This window comes from Sphingobacterium sp. WOUb80, from assembly GCF_050058145.1.
Lineage (GTDB): Bacteria > Bacteroidota > Bacteroidia > Sphingobacteriales > Sphingobacteriaceae > Sphingobacterium.
In genome coordinates, this window is sequence record NZ_CP165617.1 from 5,719,722 (window position 1) to 5,739,130 (window position 19,409).

General features: G+C 39.3%; 19 protein-coding genes. 9 read left to right on the forward strand and 10 right to left on the reverse strand.

Going from position 1 to position 19,409, the window contains the following annotated elements:
• Positions 1 to 3: 3 nt before the first annotated feature.
• The 4 genes from recA to AB1Z56_RS23685 all read right to left on the reverse strand — a co-directional run bounded on the left by recA (position 4) and on the right by AB1Z56_RS23685 (position 3,904).
• Entirely contained in the window at positions 4 to 1,029 is a 1,026-nt protein-coding gene (gene recA / locus AB1Z56_RS23670; protein ID WP_309364220.1) for a recombinase RecA, read from the reverse strand.
• 81 nt (positions 1,030 to 1,110) lie between these two features.
• The gene (nth, locus tag AB1Z56_RS23675) at positions 1,111 to 1,776 is read right to left on the reverse strand and encodes an endonuclease III (RefSeq protein WP_309364219.1); all 666 of its coding nucleotides are present in this window, start codon (positions 1,774 to 1,776) and stop codon (positions 1,111 to 1,113) included.
• A gap of 231 nt (positions 1,777 to 2,007) precedes the next feature.
• Positions 2,008 to 2,199 carry a hypothetical protein gene (locus AB1Z56_RS23680; RefSeq protein WP_293905661.1) on the reverse strand — a complete coding sequence of 64 codons (192 nt, stop codon included), beginning with the start codon at positions 2,197 to 2,199 and terminating at the stop codon, positions 2,008 to 2,010.
• A 79-nt stretch (positions 2,200 to 2,278) separates the two neighbouring features.
• Positions 2,279 to 3,904 carry a S8 family serine peptidase gene (locus AB1Z56_RS23685; protein ID WP_309364217.1) on the reverse strand — a complete coding sequence of 542 codons (1,626 nt, stop codon included), beginning with the start codon at positions 3,902 to 3,904 and terminating at the stop codon, positions 2,279 to 2,281.
• A gap of 275 nt (positions 3,905 to 4,179) precedes the next feature.
• Here AB1Z56_RS23685 and AB1Z56_RS23690 point away from each other — a divergent pair, with 275 nt between their 5' ends.
• Positions 4,180 to 6,288 carry a S9 family peptidase gene (locus AB1Z56_RS23690; protein ID WP_426790340.1) on the forward strand — a complete coding sequence of 703 codons (2,109 nt, stop codon included), beginning with the start codon at positions 4,180 to 4,182 and terminating at the stop codon, positions 6,286 to 6,288.
• A gap of 22 nt (positions 6,289 to 6,310) precedes the next feature.
• Here AB1Z56_RS23690 and AB1Z56_RS23695 read toward each other — a convergent pair whose 3' ends face one another.
• The gene (locus AB1Z56_RS23695) at positions 6,311 to 6,574 is read right to left on the reverse strand and encodes a hypothetical protein (RefSeq protein WP_046674987.1); all 264 of its coding nucleotides are present in this window, start codon (positions 6,572 to 6,574) and stop codon (positions 6,311 to 6,313) included.
• A gap of 575 nt (positions 6,575 to 7,149) precedes the next feature.
• Here AB1Z56_RS23695 and AB1Z56_RS23700 point away from each other — a divergent pair.
• The 5 genes from AB1Z56_RS23700 (at position 7,150) to AB1Z56_RS23720 (ending at position 11,864) form a co-directional block, all read left to right on the forward strand.
• Positions 7,150 to 7,866 carry a GNAT family N-acetyltransferase gene (locus AB1Z56_RS23700; RefSeq protein WP_046674921.1) on the forward strand — a complete coding sequence of 239 codons (717 nt, stop codon included), beginning with the start codon at positions 7,150 to 7,152 and terminating at the stop codon, positions 7,864 to 7,866.
• A gap of 161 nt (positions 7,867 to 8,027) precedes the next feature.
• Positions 8,028 to 9,212, forward strand: a complete 1,185-nt coding sequence (gene argG, locus AB1Z56_RS23705) for an argininosuccinate synthase (RefSeq protein WP_309364212.1) — start codon at positions 8,028 to 8,030, stop codon at positions 9,210 to 9,212.
• 105 nt (positions 9,213 to 9,317) lie between these two features.
• Entirely contained in the window at positions 9,318 to 10,331 is a 1,014-nt protein-coding gene (gene argC, locus AB1Z56_RS23710; protein ID WP_426790341.1) for an N-acetyl-gamma-glutamyl-phosphate reductase, read from the forward strand.
• Between the two features lie 275 nt (positions 10,332 to 10,606).
• The gene (locus tag AB1Z56_RS23715) at positions 10,607 to 11,104 is read left to right on the forward strand and encodes a DUF1648 domain-containing protein (protein ID WP_426790342.1); all 498 of its coding nucleotides are present in this window, start codon (positions 10,607 to 10,609) and stop codon (positions 11,102 to 11,104) included.
• 25 nt (positions 11,105 to 11,129) lie between these two features.
• Positions 11,130 to 11,864 (forward strand): AAA family ATPase, encoded by a 735-nt coding sequence (locus tag AB1Z56_RS23720; protein ID WP_426790343.1) that lies wholly within the window; start codon positions 11,130 to 11,132, stop codon positions 11,862 to 11,864.
• Positions 11,865 to 11,894: 30 nt separating this feature from the next.
• Here AB1Z56_RS23720 and AB1Z56_RS23725 read toward each other — a convergent pair whose 3' ends face one another.
• The 4 genes from AB1Z56_RS23725 to AB1Z56_RS23740 form a co-directional block, all read right to left on the reverse strand.
• A complete protein-coding gene (locus AB1Z56_RS23725; RefSeq protein WP_426790344.1) occupies positions 11,895 to 12,605 on the reverse strand; it encodes a hypothetical protein in 711 nt (236 codons plus the stop codon).
• Positions 12,592 to 13,314, reverse strand: coding sequence for an intradiol ring-cleavage dioxygenase (locus AB1Z56_RS23730; protein ID WP_309364203.1), 723 nt, complete (start codon positions 13,312 to 13,314; stop codon positions 12,592 to 12,594). The genes AB1Z56_RS23725 and AB1Z56_RS23730 overlap by 14 nt, the downstream gene beginning before the upstream one ends.
• A 78-nt stretch (positions 13,315 to 13,392) precedes the next feature.
• Positions 13,393 to 14,079, reverse strand: a complete 687-nt coding sequence (locus AB1Z56_RS23735) for a LytR/AlgR family response regulator transcription factor (protein ID WP_309364201.1) — start codon at positions 14,077 to 14,079, stop codon at positions 13,393 to 13,395.
• Positions 14,080 to 14,141: 62 nt separating this feature from the next.
• Complete coding sequence (locus AB1Z56_RS23740; protein WP_426790345.1) at positions 14,142 to 15,320, reverse strand: sensor histidine kinase; 1,179 nt, start codon at positions 15,318 to 15,320, stop codon at positions 14,142 to 14,144.
• Between the two features lie 372 nt (positions 15,321 to 15,692).
• Between AB1Z56_RS23740 and AB1Z56_RS23745 the strand changes: the two genes are divergently transcribed.
• On the forward strand, positions 15,693 to 16,985 hold the full coding sequence (locus AB1Z56_RS23745) for a DUF3472 domain-containing protein (RefSeq protein WP_426790346.1): 1,293 nt from the start codon (positions 15,693 to 15,695) through the stop codon (positions 16,983 to 16,985).
• A gap of 104 nt (positions 16,986 to 17,089) precedes the next feature.
• On the opposite strand, the gene AB1Z56_RS23750 is transcribed toward AB1Z56_RS23745, so the two are convergent.
• Positions 17,090 to 17,926 carry a hypothetical protein gene (locus AB1Z56_RS23750; RefSeq protein ID WP_309364196.1) on the reverse strand — a complete coding sequence of 279 codons (837 nt, stop codon included), beginning with the start codon at positions 17,924 to 17,926 and terminating at the stop codon, positions 17,090 to 17,092.
• Positions 17,927 to 18,156: 230 nt separating this feature from the next.
• Here AB1Z56_RS23750 and AB1Z56_RS23755 point away from each other — a divergent pair, with 230 nt between their 5' ends.
• Entirely contained in the window at positions 18,157 to 18,672 is a 516-nt protein-coding gene (locus AB1Z56_RS23755; protein WP_309364194.1) for an RNA polymerase sigma factor, read from the forward strand.
• Positions 18,673 to 18,676: 4 nt separating this feature from the next.
• Positions 18,677 to 19,366: a hypothetical protein gene (locus tag AB1Z56_RS23760; RefSeq protein ID WP_426790347.1), complete on the forward strand. Its 690-nt coding sequence runs from the start codon at positions 18,677 to 18,679 to the stop codon at positions 19,364 to 19,366.
• Positions 19,367 to 19,409 lie beyond the last annotated feature (43 nt).

Consider the following 19,409-nt stretch of genomic DNA (forward strand, 5'->3'; position numbering starts at 1 on the left):
CAACTAGTCTTCGTTCTCCTCGATTTGAAGCATTGGATCTTCTCCTGTTACTTCTGCGCGGATTTTAGCCTCAAGTTCATCCATTAAATCTGGATTGTCGAATAATAAGGCTTTAACGGCATCTCTACCTTGTCCTAATTTCGTTTCGCCATAGCTAAACCAAGAACCTGCTTTTTTGATGATACCATATTCAACACCTAAATCGATGATTTCGCCTACTTTAGAAATACCTTCACCGAAGATAATATCAAATTCTGCGATACGGAATGGAGGTGCTACTTTATTTTTTACAATTTTCACTTTGACGCGGTTACCCGATACTTCGTCAGAGTCTTTGATTTGTGATGTACGGCGGATATCTAAACGTACGGAAGCATAGAATTTTAATGCATTACCACCTGTTGTTGTTTCTGGGTTACCGAACATCACACCAATTTTTTCACGCAATTGGTTGATGAAAATACAACAGCAGTTTGTTTTTGCAATTGTACCTGTTAACTTACGCAATGCCTGAGACATCAAACGAGCCTGAAGACCCATTTTAGAATCACCCATTTCGCCTTCGATTTCACCTTTTGGGACTAAAGCTGCAACAGAGTCAATAACGATGACGTCGATTGCACCTGAACGGATTAAGTTATCTGCAATTTCTAGGCCCTGCTCGCCATTATCTGGTTGAGAAATCAATAAGTTTTCTACATCCACACCTAACTTTTGAGCGTAATATTTATCAAAAGCATGCTCAGCATCAATGATCGCTGCAATACCACCTTTTTTCTGTGCTTCGGCAACAATGTGTGTTGCTAAAGTAGTTTTACCTGAAGATTCAGGTCCATAGATTTCAATGATACGGCCTTTTGGCACACCGCCAATTCCTAAAGCAATATCCAAACCTAAAGATCCTGTAGAAATCGCCTCGATTGGCTCAACAGCAGTATCTCCTAACTTCATAATTGAACCTTTTCCAAAGTTCTTTTCCAATTTATCTAACGTCAGCTGTAAAGCTTTTAGTTTATCTGTGTTGCTCATATTTTTAGTATATATTTCTCAAAATTAAAAATTAAAAATCATAAACCAAATATTTTCACTAAAAAAATTAGTTTTTCCTGTTTACAGGATCTCTGAAACACTTTTTATATGGTGATTTTTCTCAAAGTATTTGCACATATAGGTGATAGGGCATTTCTCACAAAGCGGTTTTCGGGCCAGGCATATATAACGCCCATGTAAGATAAGCCAGTGATGGGCAATGGCAATGGTATCTTTGGGCAGATTTTTTACCAGCTGTTTTTCCACAGCCAATGGTGTCGTTGCCCGATAGGTTAGTCCAAGACGGTTTGCAACACGAAAAACATGTGTATCTACAGCCATTGCAGGATTATGATAAACTACAGAAGAGATCACGTTAGCAGTTTTTCGACCTACCCCAGGGAGTTTCACAAGTTCCTCAATTTTTTCGGGTACAATGTTATCGAATTTTTCTATCAGCATCTGGGCCATTCCAACAAGGTGTTTGGCTTTATTGTTCGGATAGCTTACGGATCGTATATAGCTAAAAACCTCGTCCACGCTGGAAGCAGCTAAACTATGTGCATCCGGGTAGCGTGCAAACAATTTGGGCGTGACCTGGTTGATCCTTTTATCGGTGCATTGGGCGGATAAAATAACAGCGACCAGTAATTCAAACGGATTACTATAGTTGAGTTCTGTCTGTGCGTCAGGACTATTTTTGGAGAAGTAGTCTACAAAAGCCTTATATCGTTCTTGTTTTAACATTAGTTCAAAACTAGCCAAAATTTCCATCAAAAAAGAAATTTTAAAGTGCAGTGAAAGGAGTTGCTTTCCGTAAGCGCGACAATTTAAATGGAGCGATGAAGGATGTCAATAGCCAGTACATCGTGAATAACGGGATTTTAGTTCGCAAAGCGTGTGGCATATGGTAACCATTTTAGGTTCCAGCTAAGTAGGGGGTAAATTGGGTTAAAAAAATAAGGCCTAATCGCTAGACTAGGCCTTTCTTTTTTCCATTTGTTTGGAATATGCCAAGATATTCTCAATACTTCTTTTGCTTGGATTAAGCAACATTTTTGGTAATTGAAGTTTCAATTCATTTTCTATGTCCTCGTCTGTCATTACCTTCTCGTTTTGGGTTAGCAAATTTTGAACTTCATTTTCTGATTGGGTAAAGTTTTCTACCATAAGCATCCTGTGTTTTGTCTCTGTAAGTTAATTAATTAAACGGACAAAAGATAGTTTTGGTATAAAAAACGAGAAATATTTATTTTTTCTTTTTGTTGGTATATTCTTCTGCTTTTATGATGGCATTATAGGCATTAACAATCCCCCCGGTGACAGAAATGTCTGCTAACCGTACGGTTTTTGTGCTGTCTTCACCTACTTTCACCTGCACAAGCTGATCCGGCCTTTCCACCGATTCCATAATAATCTGTTTGGTTTCAACAGCACTCAAATTTGGATAATAGGAGCGGATCATTGCAGCTAGACCGGCAACAACAGGTGCGGCCATACTCGTGCCTTGTTCTTCTTTATACTTGGAGTCCGGTACAGTGGAGTTGATATGGACGCCAGGAGCGAAAACATCAACCGTTTTTTTGCCATAATTGGAAAAATCGGCCAGCAGCTCATTGTCCAGATGAAGGCCCGTTGCACCTACGGTGATCCAGGCCTGAGCAACCCCAGTCGTATCACCCTTTGCGTCCGTATAATATTTCATCGGAAAATTAGGCTCTATATCGTTATCTTCACTATCATTTCCTGCGGCATGGATCATCAATACATCTTTTGATTCCGCGTATTTGATCGCATCGTCTACCGCTTGTTTGTTATAGGCATAACCTTTTCCAAAGCTCATATTAAGTACTTTGGCGCCGTTGTCTGCGGCATAACGAATTGCATTTGCCACATCTTTATCGCGCTCATCACCATCAGGGACGAGTCTAACGGTAAGTATCTTAACATTGTCTGCTACACCATTGATACCTATATTATTATTGCGTTTTGCACCTATGATTCCGGCTACATGGCTGCCATGCAAAGCATCGGGCCCCTTTACGTCAGCATTGCCATAGTGTCGCTCTGAAGCATCCTCGTAGTTGTCTCCAACAATAGGACGCGAGTCGTAGTCTTTATTTAAATGATAGTCGACTTGGTTGTTGAAATATTTTGCACCTTCGGTAATATCATTGAAAAATTTAATAAAGCCACCGTTTTGGATCTCATCCTTTGCATAGCCAAGTGCAATGCGTTGTGTGTTTGTCGTTGCTTTGAAATTGTCTATATCTTCTGGCGTGATGTCTTCTGGTTTCTTGCCGATTTCACGAACGACAGCATCTATATTGCGTTTGAGCGCATCATAGGAAAATTGCCCCATCTTAGCTTCTTCCAGTTTGTTTTTATATTCAACGACCATCTTTTGATAGCTAGCGAAAGCTTTTCGAGCTTTTTCATTGAGCTCAGTAGCGGCGGTAATATTTGCAAACTTTTTGTCCAATATCCGAAGCTGCCGTGTCAATTCTAGGTTATCGAACTGCACATCCTTGCCATCAGCGTTTCCAATAAAGTTCCAGCCGTATTTATCATTGATATAGCCATTACCATCATTATCTATACCATTTGCAAGACTATCTTTTGTGTTGATCCAGACGACGTCTTTGAGATCCTCGTGATAAACATCAACGCCACCATCCAATACCCCCACAATGACAGGGGTGGATTTTCTGCCTTTCAATAAAGTCTTATATGTTTTTTCCGTACTGATGCCCATTACCCCATCCGTTTTATAATCCAAGTTAAACCAGTTTGCTGGAATGGTATCGGATTGCGCGAAAGAGATAAGCGGCAATGAGCCCAAAGCGATTAGATATAGTGATTTCTTTAAATTCATATGTAAATAGTTATTCACCTGTGTTTATTTTAAATTGTTGTCATGCATGTGCAAGCTCGGTTATTCCCTGCTATAAAGAATAGCAAAGATAATGCTAATGACTCTTCTGAACTGTTAATTTTTATTAAAAGTGTTTATAATGCACATACCTATTCAAACTTTTGACGAAATATCTTAAATTGAAAGCATTTCTAAAAATGATCTTGTTTTATTTGGATGATCCAAATAACAGGATGCCAAGAATAGTATGAATAGAATAGCGTAAAAGATAGCGAATGCAACAAAATAAGAAAATACATTGGCCTAATGTGATGGCCCCAAAAGCGGGTATTTATCCCCATATTAGAAAGATACACGATGACACTGTTCAAGACGATTATTACTGGATGATTGATTATTTTAAGAAGGGCGAAAAATCACAGGAGGTTATCGATTATCTTGAAAAAGAGAATGCTTATACCAACTCGATGCTTGAAGATACTGCCGACTTGCAGGAAAATCTTTTTCATGAATTAAAATCTCGTATTAAAGAAAAGGACGAGTCGGTACCTTATTACAAAAATGGCTACTACTATTATAGCCGAACTGAAGAGGGAAACCAATATTTCAAGTTCTGTCGTAAAAAGGGTACGCTTGAGGCTGAGGAAGAATTGTTATTGGATATTGACCGGCTTGCCGATGGACATGCATATTATACAGCAAAGGGATTTTCGGTCAGTCCGGACAATCGTTTGCTTGCTTTTAGTGTGGATACCGTATCCCGGAGGGAATATACCATTTATATAAAGAATCTGGAGACGGGAGAAATCTACCCCGATCAAATAAAGAATACCGAGGGTGCAGCAATCTGGGGAAATGACAATCTTACACTTTTTTATACCGCTAAGAATCCTGTGACTTTGCTTAGCGAAAAGATTATGCGGCATGTATTAGGCAGTGACCCCGCAGCAGATGTGTTGGTCTATGAGGAAAAAGATAATACAAATTATATCGCAGTCGGTAAATCGAAAAATGGAAAATATATTATCATCAATTCGGAAGGAACCTTGTCCTCCGAAATTTGGTTATTGGATGCTGATTTTCCGCAGACCGAGTTTCGCGTCTTTCAGCCAAGGATGCAGGATGTACTTTATTCTGTCATTGCCCTGGAAGACAAGTTCTTAATTCTGACCAATGACGAGGCTATCAATTTCCGCATTATGCAATGTCCTTTAGATCAGACAGAGCGCAGCAGCTGGCAGATATTTATGGATCACCGTCCAGATGTACTGGTCAGCGATATCGAAGAGTTTAAGGATTTTCTGGCGATTGCCGAACGGAAAAATGGACTGACTCAATTGGCCATTTATAACCTAAGTAGTCAGCAGCAACATTACTTGGATTTTGGAGAAGTGGCTTATACAGTATATCCGGCCATCAATGTGGAATATAATAGCCAGAAGTTGCGGTACGGTTATACCTCCCTAGTGACACCGAGTTCGGTTTATGAGTATGATATGGCCGACCAACAGAAAGTCTTATTAAAGCAACAGGAGGTTTTGGGCGGATATGACCAAACGGCCTATATCACGGAACGTATCTTTGCCACTTCAAGAGATGGTGTTCAGGTGCCGATATCTATTGTCTACAAGAAAGGGACCAAACTTGATGGTACAGCACCGTTATTGCAATATGCATATGGTTCCTATGGGGCTTCGATGGATCCTACTTTTTCAAGCAATCGGCTGAGTTTGCTGGATCGTGGATTTATTTATGCCCTGGCACATATTAGAGGGGGAGAGGAAATGGGGCGTCAATGGTATGAAGATGGAAAAATGATGCGCAAGATGAATACCTTTTACGATTTTGTGGATTGTGGTAAATATCTGATTGAACAGCATTATTGTACATCGGAACATCTCTATGCGCAGGGAGGTAGTGCTGGAGGTCTGCTAATGGGAGTAGTTGCTAATATTGCGCCCGAGCAATATCATGGTATCATCGCTCAGGTGCCGTTTGTGGATGTCGTGAATACCATGTTGGATGACACAATACCATTGACCACAAATGAGTATGATGAATGGGGAAATCCGAATGAAAGTGAAGCTTATTTCTATATGAAAGCATATTCTCCTTACGAAAATATCCAGGCGAAGGAATATCCCAATTTATTGGTTACAACAGGGCTACACGATAGCCAGGTACAGTATTTTGAACCAGCAAAATGGGTGGCTAAACTTAGAGCAACTAAAACCGGAGACGCGGTTTTACTGTTAAAAACTGATATGGATTATGGCCACGGTGGGGCATCTGGTCGATTTGACTACTTAAAAGAAATTGCACTGGAATATGCTTTTCTCTTTAAATTAGAAGGTATTATTCCAAATTATACAAACGAACAATAAAAAAGCGGCATTAGCCGCTTTTTTATTGTTGAGCATGATTAATGCTATCCTGTTGTTTTTGTAAACGTTCTTCCCGCTCGATCTCTCTAGAATCGATCTGATGCTGTTGATAATTGTCCATGGCCACTTTACTGGCTTTCTGCGATACGTAGATCGCTAATAGGGCAACAATAGTAATGATTGCTATTCCCCAGGCATATTTATGTTTGTCCTGTTTGACTAGCCAATACATAAAGATAATGTAAGGGACAGCAAAAATAAGATAGAAAATTAAACTCGGTGACATACTATTCTCCATTAAATGATCCCTACAAAAGTATCGTTTTTGACTAAAAATAACGAACCGATAAAAAAAACAACAATTTCAATTGATAAAGCCTTAAACCTTTATCCGTTTTATTGTCAAATTAATATCGCTAATGTGAGTGGTCTAATACCGACTTGTTGTGGATTAATTGCTTGAAAATGAAGCTTACAGAGAGGTTTTGATGGGGGATTGTAAATTTTTAATTTTTGCAAAAAATCAATGAGAATATTGTGGAAAAGAAAAAAATATTTTTATACATTTGCATCGTCAGAAACAATTGACAGCGCATTAAAAAATGAAACAGAACAAAAAGAACGATTATTCTTATACTCAAACTTTTGAGAAGTTTATGAGGAAGGTCTTTTGTGCTTTCATTTTTGTAGAAATACCTGTTTTACGCCTCCGACGACCTATACTACCTCGGGCTTGATTTGAGGTAGTGAATCTTTCCAAGCAAGACCATGATTGTCCGATGGTTTTGAATCCATTATTTTAATTTATTTAGTAACAAAACACGACAGTAGTTGTTGTTTTATTATTAGGGTCGTAAGTCAATGACTATATCAGATTTTTTAATTATCCCGGCTAAACCTGAGCATGCACATTATGCGGAGGTTATTTGCGACGAAATGTTCGAGTCTGCAAAGGCTCGTGGTACTGGTATTGCGCGTCGTAAACCAGAATACGTTGCCAACAAGATGAATGAAGGTAAAGCAGTGATTGCTTTACATAGAGATGGCCGATGGGCAGGTTTTTGTTATATAGAAACTTGGGGGCACGGTGATTATGTCGCTAACTCAGGTCTGATTGTCAATCCCGAATTCAGAAAAGTCGGTTTGGCAAAAGCAATCAAAAAAAGAGTCTTTGAGCTTTCTCGTGAGAAATATCCTAAAGCGAAGATCTTTGGTTTGACAACCGGGTTCGCCGTGATGAAAATCAATTCAGAATTAGGTTATGAACCCGTTCCATATTCCGAATTGACGACAGATGATGAATTTTGGAAAGGTTGTCAAAGCTGTGTGAATTATGAGATCCTGATGAGTAAGGACCGTAAAAACTGTATGTGTACAGCCATGCTTTGGGATCCTGAAGAGAAAGAACGTGAATTGCGAGAAAAGATTCAACGCAAACATGAAGCGAAAGAACGCTTGGAAAGAATTACGCAAAAACAGTCTCTGCTAAAGCGTATACAGGCGAAGTTTTGGAAATCGGCCAATAAGTTTATTGCGGTCAACTTTCCGAAACATAATAAAGTCGCAAAAGGATATTAAGCGAAGGCTTAAAAGATTAAATTAAAAATAGACGTAGCATGTAAGTGAATATGTTCGTAACAATATGATCTGTTCATGGTCCGCTCGACATAAAAATAAAAACCGAGTGAAACGAGCTTAAATCAGCCGTTGAAAACAAACACTCATAAAATAACATTCTAATGAAAAAAGTAGTTTTAGCATTTAGTGGCGGATTGGATACTTCATTTTGTTGTATCTATCTTACACAAGATTTAGGTTTAGAAGTTCATTCCGTCGTTGTAAATACAGGTGGTTTTTCGGATGAAGAATTAAAAAATATTGAAGAACGCGCTTATGCATTAGGTGTGAAATCTCATACAGCTATAGACGAGACGGCAGACTATTACCGCGAAACTATTAAATTTTTGATTTTTGGCAATGTGCTGAAAAATGCGACTTATCCGTTGTCAGTGTCTGCTGAACGTGTATGCCAAGCCACAGCAATTGCAAACTACGCAAAGAAAATCGGTGCTGAATGTGTTGCCCATGGATCTACAGGTGCAGGAAATGACCAGGTACGTTTCGATATGATTTTCCAAACCTTGATTCCTGGAGTCGAAATTATCACACCGATCCGTGATCTACAATTGTCGCGTGAAGCCGAAATCGAGTATTTGAATAAACATGGAGTAGAATACTCTGCTGAAAAAGCAAAGTACTCAATCAACAAAGGCCTTTGGGGTACTTCTGTTGGTGGAGCAGAAACATTGACATCCAACCAATATTTGCCTGAATCGGCTTGGCCGACTCCAGTGACTTCTTCAGAGCCGCAACAAATTACAATAGATTTTGAAAAAGGAGAGCCTGTTGCATTAAATGGTGAGAAAATGGCTTCCGTTAAAGTTATTCAAGAACTGCAGGCAATCGCTCAACCATACGGTATTGGCCGTGATATCCACGTTGGTGATACCATCATTGGTATCAAAGGACGTGTAGGTTTTGAAGCAGCAGCGTCCGTCATTTTAATTAAGGCACACCATACCCTGGAAAAACATACCTTGACCAAATGGCAGCTGTCATGGAAAGACCAAATCGCTGCTTTCTACGGAAATTATATGCACGAAGGTCAAATGCATGATCCCGTTATGCGTGATATTGAAGCATTCTTGCAATCTTCACAAGAAACAGTTACTGGTCGAGTGATTGTTGAACTTCATCCGTACCGCTTTGTGGTCATTGGAGTGGAGTCTGAACATGACCTGATGTCCAATAAGTTTGGTAGCTATGGTGAAATGAATAAAGGCTACACTGGTGATGATGTGAAAGGTTTCTCTAAGATTTTTGGAAATCAAACCATTATTTGGCACAAAGTGAATAAAAAATAAAGATCATGTGTTTACGCAATGTGTTTTTTTCTGCGGTAAAATCCGTTGAGAAAAATGCATTGCACAACATTTGATAACGCATACCTAAATACTAAATTCAAGAAAATGATCAGAGTAGGAATAATTGGTTCGGCAGGATATACTGGTGGTGAGTTATTACGTGTATTGATTTATCATCCTGAAGTGGAAATCGTATTTGCCAATAGCGCTTCCAATGCAGGAAATAAGTTATATGAAGTGCACAATGATTTATTTGGAGATACTGAATTGACCTTCTCATCTGATTTTCATTCGGATGTTGATGTCTTGTTTTTATGTGTTGGCCATGGTGATGCACGTAAATTTTTGGATGCGAATACAGTAGATGCTTCTGTGAAAATTATTGATCTCTCGCAGGATTATCGGCTTCGTTCAAATACTGCGTATCAAGGACAACAATTTGTATACGGGCTTCCAGAACTAAACAAAGAAGCAATCAAGACGGCTCAATATATTGCTAATCCAGGATGTTTTGCAACAAACATACAGTTGGCGCTATTGCCACTCGCTAGTAAAGGTTTGTTGCCGCATCAGATTCATGTCAATGCAACAACCGGATCCACAGGAGCGGGACAGAAACCCGGAGCAACGACCCATTTCTCTTGGCGTAACAATAATCTTTCTGCCTATAAATCATTTGAACATCAGCATTTACAGGAAATTTCAGAGTCATTGGATCAGCTACAAACAGGTTTTCTACCTGTTTCCGAAAATTCATTGCTTGAACGTGCTGCTGAAAAAATTAATTTTGTTCCGCAACGTGGAGATTTTGCCAGAGGAATTTTCTCGGCAATTTATGTTGATACAGACTTGTCTGAAGAGCAGGCTTACGAATTATATGATACGTATTATGCTGCTCACCCTTTTACGCATGTCAGCAAAAAAAATATCGACCTCAAGCAGGTGGTCAATACAAATAAAAGTATTATCCACCTCGAAAAGCATGGAAATAAGCTGCTTATTTTAAATGCAACAGACAATCTGCTGAAAGGTGCATCTGGACAGGCGGTGCAAAATATGAACTTGATGTTCGGTTTAGATGAACGCACAGGATTGAATTTGAAGAGCGTTGGTTTTTAACGTATCATCTATAGGATAACCTTATAAGCGAAATAATGTTATTAACATAGTTATTAACATCGTGTGGAAAAGTGAAGAGTCAAGCCCTTCACTTTTTTTATGCACGGTATTTACACCAAGCACTTAATTATCGACCTTAATTGTAACCTATAATTCAAGATTCTGGGCAAAGGCTCATATTGTATTGTACGTCGATCTTTCTTAACTTCGTGAGAAGCAGGTTAAAAACAGGATAGCCCATTTATGAAGCCAAGAAAAAAATAGTCAATTTAATTATGAATGGTCGACCAAGAATAAAACTCAAACTTACAGTAGGCGATAGCATATTGGAACTCCTAGGCTGGTTCTCCTTGTTTTTATTGTGGTATATGATTACTATTAACTACAATAAATTGCCTGAAATTGTTCCAGTACATTATAATGTAGAAGGAAAGGTTGACAAATTCGGTCCAAAGTCAATCCTATTGATGCTTCCTCTCATTGCTACTGTTTTATACGTAGCAATGACCATCATCAATAGATTTCCGCATCTATTCAATTATCCAGTAAAGATTACGGAAGAAAATGCTTCACAACAGTATACTGTTGCGAGCCGCTTAATACGATATTTAAAGTTTATCGTGGTCGTTATTTTTGGGATCATCGCCTTTAAATCTATTCCCAATACCTCAGCAACTTCGGAAGGATTGGGATCTTGGTTTTTGCCCTTTGTACTGTTATTGGTTTTTGTGCCCGTCATCTACTATATTATAAAATCGATCAAAGCTGTTTAAAACTCTTTATTTATTTACATTTTCTATGCATTATATTCATTCCATAAGAAATAGAAAGCCGCTGGAGCAACGTACAGCATATCCTTTTAATATTAACTCAATATTGAATCTGCATGAGTTGAGATTTCGGACTCCAATTACATTTATTACGGGTGAAAATGGCTCTGGTAAATCAACGTTGGTGGAAGCAATTGCCATCAATGCTGGATTTAATCCAGAGGGAGGGACACGAAATTTTAATTTTCGTACCAGAGATTCCCATTCTGAACTTTTCAACGATCTGCAAGTTGTCCGTACAGCCTACCGTGAGACAGATGGTTTTTTCTTGAGGGCCGAAAGTTTTTATAATGTTGCAACGGAAGTGGACCAAGTATTTTTAGATGAGCCTGAAAGATTACGGAATAATTATGGCGGCTCTCTTCATGAATGTTCTCACGGCGAGAGTTTTCTAAATCTGATGAATATGCGCTTTTCAGGAAGGGGTTTATACTTGCTTGATGAACCCGAATCTGCACTGTCAATCAATAGTCAATTACTGCTGCTCACTCGAATGAAACATTTGATCGATAAGAAATCACAGTTTATTATTGCAACCCACTCGCCAATTTTACTGGCTTATCCCGCAGCAGAGATTTATACGGTATCTGCTTTTGGTTTAAGACTGGTAAATTATGAAGAGACTGAACAATTTCGGCTCTACAAATATTTTTTGAATAATTATAAAGGGATGATTGCTGAACTTGGGTTAAATGATGACTGATCATCAGATTATCCGATCAGAATTAAGGCCTTAAAAACACAAAACCACCAAAAGGCCAGTTGCCGATAAGCATTCGATATCTAAGCTTTTTGAGTCTGGTAAATAAAGACTATCAAATGGATAAAGAATACGTTCTTCCACCTCAATGTTACCATCTAGCACAAAAGCAAAAGCTCTTTTGTGAATACTTTCAATCTGCAACTCAAAATCATGTTTCCCGATAAAAGCACCGAAATAGAGCTGAAAGTCAGCAGCTAATTCGGTGCATACAGGATGCATTTTATTTTTTTCAAATGAAGCAGCAAGTGGTAGATCCACAATATGAGGTAGTGTAGGGCTGTAAGTTGAGGTAGAAAAAGTAAATTCCTGAAATGTGATTGCGGTGTTGGACTCGTTTAATGCTTTAATATTTAAAATTTTATTTTTCTCTGAATGCTTTATAAAAGCGGTTCCTACAGGTACTGAATAAGCTTCGCCATCAACGGTGATTGAAAGGTCGCCAACTAAGGGGATTAACAACGACGAAGTAGATTTAATTAACGGAAGATCCAGGTCTCCATTTGGCGTTACTTCCCAAGTATTGACCTGTTGGAGCTGGCCGATTGCCGCACGATGGGGAGAAACAAAGGAGCCATAATTGAGCGTGCTACGGACAATAGTTGTTCCCATGGATGTTTCCCCCCGCTGTTCGGCTATATATATTCGAATATCCTGCATGACTGGATTTTTAGGCACTGACATGAATCGTCATTTTCATTTGGAAACCTTCCGATAGGGATCCGGTGACGGTAGACATTTCTTTGGTAACGCCATCGCTGAATACATTATCGTTGGCATTATACGTGTATCCCGACACACCTTTTTTATAACCGTAGGCCGAACCAGTATTATTGACTTCAAGGCAGAGACTATCTTGGAAAGCAATTTGGGTAACCAGTAGTGATTTGCCTGTCGCATCATATACGTGAACGTGAATATGGGTTGCTCGCCCCTGATACCATCCTGGAAAGATCGTCTGAAAGGAAACAAGCCCATTGGCGTTGGTGACTTGTCGGCCACGGTACCAATTGACCGACTGATAATTGCTGGATTGCATTTGTGTACCACCATATTGTGAGTAATTGCCCTCCACATCACAGTGCCATATATCGACTAAGGCGCCTTCTAAAGCCGTACAGTTATTATTGGTATTCACAATGGTAATTAAACCGAGCATATTTGCACCGATACCATCGCCTTTGCGTATATCTGAACGGACATAACTTGAAGGGGTTTTTGTTGGAAAAGGGCCCTCGGTTTCCGTAGGAGTGACACTGCAGCTCGAATCCACATTGACATCCGTACCCTCATCGGTCGTTGTTGAAGCGTCGTCTTTCTTGCAGGCAGCCCATACCATTGGTCCAGAAAATGCCAATAGCGATAAAGTTCTTATAAAATGTTTGCGTTCCATAACTCTTCTTTTTTATTGATGGAAGCAAGGTAGTGGACGGAGATGTAAAATAATGTTAAGTATCGATAAAGAGACTTATTATGTCGACGAATCACGTAGACATTTAACGACTTCGCTGTAATACCCGTCGCCCACTTTTAATGTGAAGTGCGGTAATTGTATCTTACGCTGAGAGAAAGTGATTATATGCTTGATAGCAACAACGAAACTGCGGTGGATGCGGATAAACTGATCTAGCGGAAGGCGGTCAAGCATGGCTTTCATTGTTGATAAAGTCAATATTGTTTTGCCTTGTATAAGATGAATCTTGATATAATCCTGCATGCTTTCCAAACATTCGATTTCATCGAGATAGACTTTGATCCGTTGATACTCGACGTTGACCATTAAAAAAGGACGATGGTTCTGTGGAAGTGATCTTGTCATCGCCTTGTCAATAGCGCGTTCAAATCGTAGAAAGTCAAATGGCTTCAGGAGATAATCGACAGAATCGAGCTCAAATCCATCGATTGCGTACTCTTTATGGGCGGTGGTGAAAATCAACAGCGGCCTGGGGTTGAGTTTCTTTGCAAAATCAACACCATTGATTTCGAGCATATCTATATCTAAAAAAATCAAATCAACACTGTTATTAGCTAGAAAAAGCGCAGCATCACGAGGATTATTGAAGCTTGCGACAAGCTGTAACGAAGGGTGTTTCGTTGTGAAGGTCGAAATAATACGTAGAGCCAACGGCTCGTCATCAAGAGCAATGCAAGTCAACATCGATTTTTTAGATAAACTGATTTTGTATATATATAAATCGTATAGCCTAATATAGAAACAATTTATGGAGAAATGTACAGGATAAGCTGAACAAAAAAGGAATGATCATCCTGCTTGATCGTCAGGCGATGTCTATTGGCATAGAAATGATCCAGTAGGCGTTTGACATTTTTGATACCTGTTCCAGTGCGGTGCTGTTCTGTCGCCTGTCTGTTTATGCTGTTCTTGACATTTAATGCACAGGATGTCGGAGTTAGGATGACTTCAAAACTGAACTGACAAGGTTCAATCGTACTCAGTCCATATTTGAATGCATTTTCAACAAAAGGAAGCAGGACAAATGCGTGTATTGTTTTGGGATATTCGAGCCCAGTATAGTGTTCGCGGATAGAACAATTTTGACCTATTCGTAGCTTTTGGAGATTGATAAAATCTTGTATCGCCTGGATTTCAATCTTGATATCGATGGTATCACTTTGACGCTCATCCATATAATAACGCATCAATTGTGATAACCGATGGATGCTGCTTGCCACGGCATCATCATTGGTCAACGCGAGTGCGTAAATATTATTTAACGTGTTGAACAAAAAGTGGGGGTGAACCTGTGCTTTTAAAAAGGAAAGCTCGGCGTTCATCCGATCTTGCTCCACCGATCGAATCTTTTGCTGGGTTTCCATCCAGTAGGTGACTATTCTATAAAGGGCGGCAAGGCTAATGGTCAACAGGAAAATGTAAACGGAAGCAATATCGACTGGTTGTCCCGCTCTACGCGGTGCTCGGTTCGTGTTTTGATTAGGGACCCACTCATGATCGGGGTTTGGAAGATATCTGCCTGGATGTGGGGGCGGAAAGTCTGGCCTGTTTATCGGCGGAAAATGCGGTTCACTGTGATGTTGTGGTGTTTGGTTTCCGATGCGCATCAGACGATCAAATGGCTGAAGATAACACGCTAACAATAGACCCGTCAAAATAACGGAGATCCCATAGCTGACAAACTTGCGATATTTTATGGCATAGGGAATTAGCAGGTAGGCATTGGTGTAAAATAGGATTAAAAAGCAGCCCGTGAAAATCCAGAATGCTGGAGCACCGAGCATTTCTTTGATACCCAATTGGCCATTGTTAAAAAATAACACAGGAAAGGATAAAAAAATTAGCCAGGCCAACCCATGGATCAATATGGAGATTTGTTTTTGTCCTATGATACGTCTTGACAAGCTGTTGGTGGATTTTTCCATGCGGCGTGCTGTGTTAGCAATGTGTAATGCTATTTTATAACATTAAAAATACACAAAAAGATCAGATCACCTTTTCAAAACACTAAAATACGCGCTGTTATTTTGTAATTGACTATTTCACGAAATGTGATAATGACCAATTATTGCTATTTTTTTACACAATCGATTGATATACATTTCCTTTCTTTTTCTGTAAATCTAACCCTTATCTTCATTAAATAATCCAGCTTTACCATGCTGATGTAAACCTTATTCTACGATCAATGAGCAATAAAATAGAAAGAGCGGTAAGAACTTAAATCTTCAATGATCGTGCTGATAGGTCCTTTGGGTTAGCTAAAGGTGATAGATAAATTGATAAAAAATTAAAATATGAAAAGAAAACACTTTATCCAGGGCCTCTTTATGGGGGCTTTATCTTGTCTTTCGATGGGGAGTATCGCGCAGACAGCGCAACAGACTTTTATAGTTCCGCTCGCAGGGAATGCTTTCATTACCGCAGGACAAACCGGTAATGCGGAAATTTCCGGTCGCAATGGCTTGGTAAAATGGTCCAGTGATAAGGAAGTGGCATCGGTTTATTTTAGGGCTCAAAAAGCGGGGAAATTGACCTTAAAACTGAAGGCAAAAAATGATGGGGGCAAATCCAAAATAGCAATAGACGCTTTGGGGAAAAAGGCGATCGTGAATGTGGAAAGTAGTGAACTGTCGGAAACAGCACCTCTGTCCATTGATGTAAAGACGCCCGGTTACGTCCAGGTTAATTTAAAAGGCATAAGTAAATCGGGGAGCAATTTTGCCAATGTAACCGAATTGCTTGTGAGCGGCGAAGCTGCTTCAGGAGGACTTCTATTTTCCAATGATCCCGAATATTACTATTGGTCCAGAAGAGGCCCTTCCTGCCATTTAAATTACACAATACCTACCGATGGCAATGTCAGTTACTATTATAACGAGGTGACAGTTCCTCAAGGAGAAGATAAAGTTGGGTCATATTTTATGGCAAATGGTTTTGGAGAAGGATACTTTGGCATACAGGTAAATTCTGAAACCGAGCGACGTATCTTATTTTCAGTATGGAGTCCATTCCATACCGATGATCCGAAAAGTATTCCGGACGAACAAAAAATCCATCTGCTGAAAAAAGGAAAAGATGTGCATTCAGGAGAATTTGGCAACGAGGGCTCTGGCGGACAAAGTTACCGCAAGTATTTTTGGAAAGCAGGAGTAACTTATAAGTTTCTGCTGAAAGGTGAACCCGATGGGAAAGGAAATACGGATTATACAGCTTGGTTTTTTATTCCAGAAGAGAATGCCTGGAATGTGATTGCAAGCTTCAAACGTCCACAGACAAATACCTACCTAAAACGCTTCCACAGTTTCTTGGAGAACTTTAGCCCTAATCAAGGCTACTTGGGCAGAAAGGTTGAATTTGGCAATCAATGGGTTTATGATGGACAGTGGAAGGCTGTGCAAGAGGCTTCATTCAGTGTCGACAATACGTATCGTGCCAATCAGCGTATTGATGCGATGGGTGGCAAAACGGAAAATGGGTATTTTCTTAGAAATGGCGGCTTCTTTAACGAAATTGTTAAGCCAGGAAGTAAATTCGAATACGTTAATAAAAATACAGCTCCGAAAATTGATTTTGAAAAATTGCCGTAATAGAAAATACCAAAGACACGTACGGAATGTACAGTTTGTTTGATATAGTGATAGCAAAAGAGCCGCATCTACGTGCGGCTCTTTTGCTTTTTATAAACCTATTTCTATTTTTCGGATAGTTTGATGTCACGCTCTACGGATACGTTATCTCCGGTAACAGCGTTGCCGTCCTTGTCCACCAAAGTCAATTTGACCTTATTGTTGCCCAATGGCAAACCTTTTATTTCATAAGGCCCCCATTTATCCAATGTAAATGTCTGACCGTTGATATCAGCGATTACTTTATTGCCATCCGGAGCAAGATTTGTATTAACTAGATAAAAATCCAAAAGAAGATTTTTTGTTTCTTCACCTTTATATTCTCCTTTTGGTCTAGAATAGAAAAGCGAAGGTTCTTTTGGTGTAGCATCTGTTGTCAATTTCCCCATAGCATCAATTTTAAATTTCACCAATTTTGAGGCTTCGGTAGTCTTTATGGATTCATGATAAGACCTTGATAAAAATGAGAGTAGATAATGTTCCGAATTTAGGGGGACTGTAACCGAGTTCTCGGGTTTGTAGAGAGCGGTATAGGGCTTATTATCTAGGATGAAATGAATATGTTGTCCATCATGTGAGTTGGCCATATGCGCAGCATGTGCATCGTCGGTCATTTCGGTCAACTTGAAATTTTTGACCGCATACTTTACAGTGACTTTTGCAGAGTCTGCTCCTGCCTTCTCTGCAGTGATCGAGGCGATCTGTAAGTCGGCTCCAGGAAATTCTTTAGAGTCTGCAATAGGACTAACCGTGATGGAGTCCATCTTTTGTGCAGTATTTGTGTCGATACTGCTGCTTGAGTCAGCCCCATCTGTGCCTTTCGTAGATGAGTTGTTACATCCAATAGCGCCTACCATAAGTGCTAATGCAGCAGTAATACCTGTAATTCTGTAATACTTCATAATTTTTTTGTTTAATTTTTTAATCATTCAGCATCTTAAGTAACAGCTTATACACGTATTTTGTTTGTAATAAGGTTAAAAATAAGGCCTTTGCACCAGGTGTTAAGTTTAAATATACCGCGAAATAGATATGTTTAAAAAAATATTCATATTAGATGTAATAAATAGATTTGCTGAAATGTCTTGATGATATAAAAGGCAAATAAATAGGTCTTCATACTGAACAGCACATGAACCAAGAACAATTTAAGAATACCGTTTTCATCCATAAGGATAAGCTATTTCGCTTTGCGAAACGGATCTTGGTTGATGATGACGAAGCCTTTGATGCTGTACAGAATGTTATGATGCGGTTGTGGAAATTGAAAGATCAACTCCATCAATACAAAAATATGGAGGCATTCTGTATGCAGAGCGTAAAAAATGAAGCGTTGAACCGGATTAAGAAAGATAAAGTAAGGTCGGATTATGTCGACCAGTATCAGGCCGTTTCGACAGCAGAGTATTCTGTAGAGAATACCAAGGAAGTTATTCTGGAGATGATTAACTCCCTTCCCGAGAAGCAACGCTTGGTGATGCATTTGCGTGATGTCGAGGATTATGATATTGATGAAATAGGTGAAGTCTTAGATATGGGAGAATCTGCAGTTAGAGTTAATCTAATGCGTGCAAGGCAAAAGGTAAAAGAACAACTGACAAAGTTATTCGATTATGAAGCGGCACGGATTTATACAAATAAGAAGTAGAGTGATGAAAGATAAAAAACGAAAAGAATTGGAAGACAAGTACTTTAATGGTCAGTCGTCATTAGAGGAAGAAAAAGAGCTGAAAAACTCGGATAGTGTTTTTTTTCAATCATTGAATCGGGAAAAGGATGTCAAAATGGACTGGTCCTTTGCCGATTTCGAAAGTCAGATCAATGACGAGAAAAAATATATTGTATGGTGGAATCGTAGCTGGGTGAAATATGCGGCAGCGGCAGTGCTTTTGATGACTATTGGACTATCATTATTCCTAAATCAGGGATCAATAATTCAAGGGCCTGTGCTCGCCAAAAAAGAAACGAAAGAGCTCAAGCCTGCCAACAAGAAGCCTCTTGGTGATCAAAATATAGAAATAGCAGTCCCCAATAATAATGATGGGGTAAGTATGGAGGACAGCCGGAAGGCGATGCGAACAGCAGAAACTTTCAAACGTCCAAAAGTAAAAAAACAAACCAAAGATTGGACAGTGAAGAAAGAAGTCGTGTCCGAAAGTTTAGAATCGACAACAGGAGAGTCCTACCGGGCAGACTATGTCGTTCTGAATGGAAAACCAGTAGCCAACGAAGAGGAAGCTGTTGAATTGACATTAAAGTCATTGGGCTTGCTGGCAAATAATCTGGAAAATGGCGTAGATAAAGCAATGAATATAAAACAAATGTCGATAACGATTAACTAAAATAGCATGAAAGGTTTTTTAATAGCTTGCCTTTTACTTGTAG

What these genes read in the sequence shown, in the direction of transcription:
- AB1Z56_RS23695 (WP_046674987.1), bottom strand. Translation starts at nt 6,574, where the DNA reads ATGTCACCGAGTTTAATTTTCTATCTTATTTTTGCTGTCCCTTACATT.
- AB1Z56_RS23760 (WP_426790347.1), top strand. Translation starts at nt 18,677, where the DNA reads ATGAAAGATAAAAAACGAAAAGAATTGGAAGACAAGTACTTTAATGGT.
- AB1Z56_RS23750 (WP_309364196.1), bottom strand. Translation starts at nt 17,926, where the DNA reads ATGAAGTATTACAGAATTACAGGTATTACTGCTGCATTAGCACTTATG.
- AB1Z56_RS23730 (WP_309364203.1), bottom strand. Translation starts at nt 13,314, where the DNA reads ATGGAACGCAAACATTTTATAAGAACTTTATCGCTATTGGCATTTTCT.
- AB1Z56_RS23740 (WP_426790345.1), bottom strand. Translation starts at nt 15,320, where the DNA reads ATGGAAAAATCCACCAACAGCTTGTCAAGACGTATCATAGGACAAAAA.
- AB1Z56_RS23700 (WP_046674921.1), top strand. Translation starts at nt 7,150, where the DNA reads ATGACTATATCAGATTTTTTAATTATCCCGGCTAAACCTGAGCATGCA.
- AB1Z56_RS23715 (WP_426790342.1), top strand. Translation starts at nt 10,607, where the DNA reads ATGAATGGTCGACCAAGAATAAAACTCAAACTTACAGTAGGCGATAGC.
- AB1Z56_RS23685 (WP_309364217.1), bottom strand. Translation starts at nt 3,904, where the DNA reads ATGAATTTAAAGAAATCACTATATCTAATCGCTTTGGGCTCATTGCCG.
- recA (WP_309364220.1), bottom strand. Translation starts at nt 1,029, where the DNA reads ATGAGCAACACAGATAAACTAAAAGCTTTACAGCTGACGTTAGATAAA.
- AB1Z56_RS23690 (WP_426790340.1), top strand. Translation starts at nt 4,180, where the DNA reads ATGCAACAAAATAAGAAAATACATTGGCCTAATGTGATGGCCCCAAAA.
- AB1Z56_RS23745 (WP_426790346.1), top strand. Translation starts at nt 15,693, where the DNA reads ATGAAAAGAAAACACTTTATCCAGGGCCTCTTTATGGGGGCTTTATCT.
- AB1Z56_RS23755 (WP_309364194.1), top strand. Translation starts at nt 18,157, where the DNA reads ATGAACCAAGAACAATTTAAGAATACCGTTTTCATCCATAAGGATAAG.
- AB1Z56_RS23720 (WP_426790343.1), top strand. Translation starts at nt 11,130, where the DNA reads ATGCATTATATTCATTCCATAAGAAATAGAAAGCCGCTGGAGCAACGT.
- argC (WP_426790341.1), top strand. Translation starts at nt 9,318, where the DNA reads ATGATCAGAGTAGGAATAATTGGTTCGGCAGGATATACTGGTGGTGAG.
- AB1Z56_RS23680 (WP_293905661.1), bottom strand. Translation starts at nt 2,199, where the DNA reads ATGGTAGAAAACTTTACCCAATCAGAAAATGAAGTTCAAAATTTGCTA.
- nth (WP_309364219.1), bottom strand. Translation starts at nt 1,776, where the DNA reads ATGTTAAAACAAGAACGATATAAGGCTTTTGTAGACTACTTCTCCAAA.
- argG (WP_309364212.1), top strand. Translation starts at nt 8,028, where the DNA reads ATGAAAAAAGTAGTTTTAGCATTTAGTGGCGGATTGGATACTTCATTT.
- AB1Z56_RS23725 (WP_426790344.1), bottom strand. Translation starts at nt 12,605, where the DNA reads ATGTCAGTGCCTAAAAATCCAGTCATGCAGGATATTCGAATATATATA.
- AB1Z56_RS23735 (WP_309364201.1), bottom strand. Translation starts at nt 14,079, where the DNA reads ATGTTGACTTGCATTGCTCTTGATGACGAGCCGTTGGCTCTACGTATT.